We start from the raw sequence: 3,590 nt of genomic DNA, 5'->3' as shown, positions 1-3,590 counted from the left end.
ATTATTGTGTTTAAAATTACTATTATTCATCAAACAGTTCATCTATAAATAAAAATTCATCCTCAGTTAAAAACAACTCATTCGCACGTAAGTTCTCCACTACTTGTTCACTTCTTTTTGCACCAGGTATGACGACGTCTATTTCATCACAATGTAAATACCACGAAAGTATAACTTGAGCAATGTCGACACCTTTTCCCTCAGCAATACTACGAAGCTTTTCTACTTTTTCTACATTTTTTAAAAATGCATCCCCTTTAAATTCAGGTTTCTTTAATCGTAAATCCCCTTCTTCAAATGTCGTATCTTTCGTATATTTCCCAGCAAGTAATCCAGAAGCAAACGGAAAATATGGAATAAATGATATATTATGGTCGTATGTGTATGGTAAAATATCCTCTTCTACCTTTCTATTGAATAAATTATAATGTCCTTGCATGACATTTACATAGCCATCCTTATTCGCCTCTTGTAATTGTTCCAGCGAAAAGTTAGACACACCAATCGCACGAATCATTCCTTTTTCTTTTAAACGTTGTAATGCTCCTACCGCTTCATATTTTGGTGTATCTTCATCGGGAAAATGAATATAAAATAAATCAATATAATCTGTTTGTAACCTTTTAAGCGCTTCTTCTACAGCACGTTCTAAAAATTGTGGATGATTATTTATTACCGTTTCATCGTGAATAATTTCATGTGCCGCCTTTGTCGCCAACACAATTTCATTTCTTTTCCCTGTTTCCGCTAAGACTTCCCCAATTATTTCCTCTGACCGTTTCGGTCCATAAATAAATGCTGTGTCCCAAAAGTCAACCTCCTGATTGATTGCCGTTTTTAATAAATTCCTTCCAGCATCATCTGTTATATTTGGGTAAAACATTTGACCTCCAACCGCATTCGTCCCTAATCCAATTGGATTTACTTTTAAATCTGTACTACGAATCGTTACTTTTTCCATTCATTCCACTCCTTACCAGTTCGGCATTAATTGTTTCGTATTCCATATTGCTTCACGTAATGGTTCAATCGCGATTTGCCCTGGAGCTGATTGCTCTATTCCTACTGCAAAAGTTAAAACAGAACCATATAACCAACCATTGATTCTAGAGAGTGCCCCTAGTTCTCCCATCGACATCGTAATAATCGGCTGTTCAAACATATCGTCCAATATACGTGTCACTTCTAATAAGCGAAATACATCTTCTTTTTCTTCAGGCATGACAGCTAATTTAATTATATCGGCATGAAACTTTGCTGCATTTTTAGCCCTTTCTATTAATTCGTCCTCGGATGGTGTATGTTCAAAATGATGAAACGACAACACAATCTGCTTATCGTGCTTTTTCGCCGTCTTTACAACTAGTTCGACATCTTTCTTATCATTCGATGTTTCATAATCTATAAGGTCTACATTCGTCTCTTTACATACATTACAAAGGAGCGATACCTTTTCCGCTTCGGTTAATGAAATAGTTTCGCCACCTTCATGAATCGACCGAATCGTAAACAATAATGGAATCGTTGTTTTTTCCTTTATAGCTTTAATTATAGAAAAAACATCCGCTTCGTTATGTAAATGCTCAAAAAAATCAGCGCGCCATTCAATCATATCAGGTTCTTTTTCTAGTATATTATCTAATTGTTCTAATAATTGCGTTGTTGTTTTTCCCGTTAATGGTGTACATATGTAAGGGAGTTTCGTCTGATCAAAAAATTGTCCCACGTTCTAACACTCCAATTCATTTTATTTAATAGTATAGCATTTTATCGAATAGAGAAAAAGAAAAAGAAAGAGAAGGATAAACTAGTATCCTTCTCTTTCCCCTGTTATTTCATTTTTTCCGGAAGAAGTCGAATCGATTCATTTAGTACGTCTAATTTCCCTTCAATCCGATGCAATAAATAAAACGTAATTGCAATCGGATAGCTTATTTCCGTTATAAACGCCATCCAATCCTCCATCATCTTCCCTCCTTCTTTATAAGAAAAAAGATAGAGGAATCACTGATGATTCCCTCTACCTTTTTCTGTCTTATTCTAGACCGATATCAATATCAGTCACTGTTCGCTCTACAATTCTTGCTCCTTTTTTCGCAACAATTGGACCGTCTTTAGATGCAAATGCATCTTGTGCAATCATCTCGTCCATCACCGCTACAACTTGTTCAGCATCTTGTGGATCGACTGGGTTATCCAGTGTATAAGTAACTGTTTTCCCTCCAGCATCTACAAACTGTAATTCTAAACGCTTCATCTTCATCCCTCCTTCATCTTTTTACGTTGTTCCATTAATGAATCGCTACAACATCTGCTCGTTCAACTGCATCTAGTGGTAATGTTTGTAAGGTAGCCATCGCTTCAGATACTGCTAACAATGCATCTGATGTGGCAAAAGCGTTGATGTTATTAAATGACTTTCTTACATAAATATTTTTGTCACTTTCTTCATCATACCCTTCAAAAAACGTTAAACGAAGCTGTGTAGTTACAATTTGTTCAATCGCCATCGTCCTCCACCTCCCTTCACTTCTATAATCGAAAGAAGGGATGAAAAGGTGGGGAATAATTTTAAAACATTTTCTTAACAATTAAGTCTTTCAGCCTGTATTTCTATATAAAATAAGTCGACAATTCATTAAAATTAACTTATTATAGAATGTAGAAGTATGTTTTAGTGATAAGTTTTACTCATAATTTAATATTAATAATCTGGAGGTGAAAATGAGAGATTTTAATATAATTTAATAAAAGGGAGATTTATCAATTGATACAGAGGTTTAAATTTAGAAAAGTATTTATTTTTGCAATATTAATCACTTTTGTCCTAAATCCATTTTTTACGCATTTACAAGTATTTGCGCATGAAAATATAAACGATAAAGATATAGGTGAAAACGTAATTACACTTTATGATTTAAATTTAGAGGAAGATGAAGAATTCACTACTCTCTACTGCGAGGAGTTAGATCGTAAATCTGAGGTAATTGATATTAATAATGAAGAACTAACAGAATATTTTAAGGAACTTGACATTAATGTTATTGATGAGGAATTAAAAACGTTTATTAACTCCCTTGAGATAGAATGTGAAATTTCTAGTGAAGATGAAAACAAGGATGTTGACGATGAATTAACTTTATCGGATGAAGATAAAAATAGTTCTTCATCTAACAATACTGAAACAGATAATAATAACTCTTCATCTAATTCTACTGTGATAGAGGGTAATAATTCATCGTCTAATGTTGATGAATTTAAAAATGATTCTAATGATAAATTAATTCAAAATAATAAATTTTTTGCTACTGAGAAAGATGAATTAGTAAACACTAAGGAACATGATACTAATTCAGAAAACAATAAAAATAAAAAAAGTAGCAATATTAAAAAAGCTAGTATCAAACAGGCAGATAATGAAAAATTTTCTATGGATGAATATACTAATGGCGATAAGGGGCCACACGTTATTCAGTTAAAAAAGGATTTACGTCAATTGGGTTACGGTAATTTTCCAGCAAACCCATCTAACGTATATGGCTCTGTTACAGCTAATGTTGTGAAAAGCTTCCAAAAAGATAATGGATTAA

6 protein-coding genes are annotated in these 3,590 nt (G+C 33.3%); 1 reads left to right on the top strand and 5 read right to left on the bottom strand.

What is annotated here, in order from left to right; all coding sequences use genetic code 11:
* Nucleotides 1-22: 22 nt before the first annotated feature.
* The 5 genes from SPD45_RS14260 to SPD45_RS14240 all read right to left on the bottom strand — a co-directional run bounded on the left by SPD45_RS14260 (nt 23) and on the right by SPD45_RS14240 (nt 2,510).
* Complete coding sequence (locus SPD45_RS14260) at nt 23-961, bottom strand: aldo/keto reductase (protein WP_336268446.1); 939 nt, start codon at nt 959-961, stop codon at nt 23-25.
* A 12-nt stretch (nt 962-973) separates the two neighbouring features.
* Nucleotides 974-1,726 carry a type I 3-dehydroquinate dehydratase gene (gene aroD / locus SPD45_RS14255; RefSeq protein WP_336268445.1) on the bottom strand — a complete coding sequence of 251 codons (753 nt, stop codon included), beginning with the start codon at nt 1,724-1,726 and terminating at the stop codon, nt 974-976.
* Between the two features lie 104 nt (nt 1,727-1,830).
* Complete coding sequence (locus SPD45_RS14250; RefSeq protein ID WP_336268444.1) at nt 1,831-1,965, bottom strand: YvrJ family protein; 135 nt, start codon at nt 1,963-1,965, stop codon at nt 1,831-1,833.
* Nucleotides 1,966-2,035: 70 nt separating this feature from the next.
* Nucleotides 2,036-2,257: a DUF2922 domain-containing protein gene (locus SPD45_RS14245; RefSeq protein ID WP_336268443.1), complete on the bottom strand. Its 222-nt coding sequence runs from the start codon at nt 2,255-2,257 to the stop codon at nt 2,036-2,038.
* Between the two features lie 34 nt (nt 2,258-2,291).
* Nucleotides 2,292-2,510: a DUF1659 domain-containing protein gene (locus tag SPD45_RS14240; protein WP_336268442.1), complete on the bottom strand. Its 219-nt coding sequence runs from the start codon at nt 2,508-2,510 to the stop codon at nt 2,292-2,294.
* A 257-nt stretch (nt 2,511-2,767) separates the two neighbouring features.
* Here SPD45_RS14240 and SPD45_RS14235 point away from each other — a divergent pair.
* Nucleotides 2,768-3,590 (top strand): peptidoglycan-binding domain-containing protein (locus SPD45_RS14235; protein ID WP_336268441.1); only part of this gene is annotated, 823 nt, incomplete at its 3' end.

Source organism: Pseudogracilibacillus sp. SO10305 (genome assembly GCF_037072005.1).
In the GTDB taxonomy this organism is placed as follows: domain Bacteria; phylum Bacillota; class Bacilli; order Bacillales; family Amphibacillaceae; genus Pseudogracilibacillus; species Pseudogracilibacillus intestinigallinarum.
This window is presented reverse-complemented; position numbering and strand designations above follow the sequence as displayed.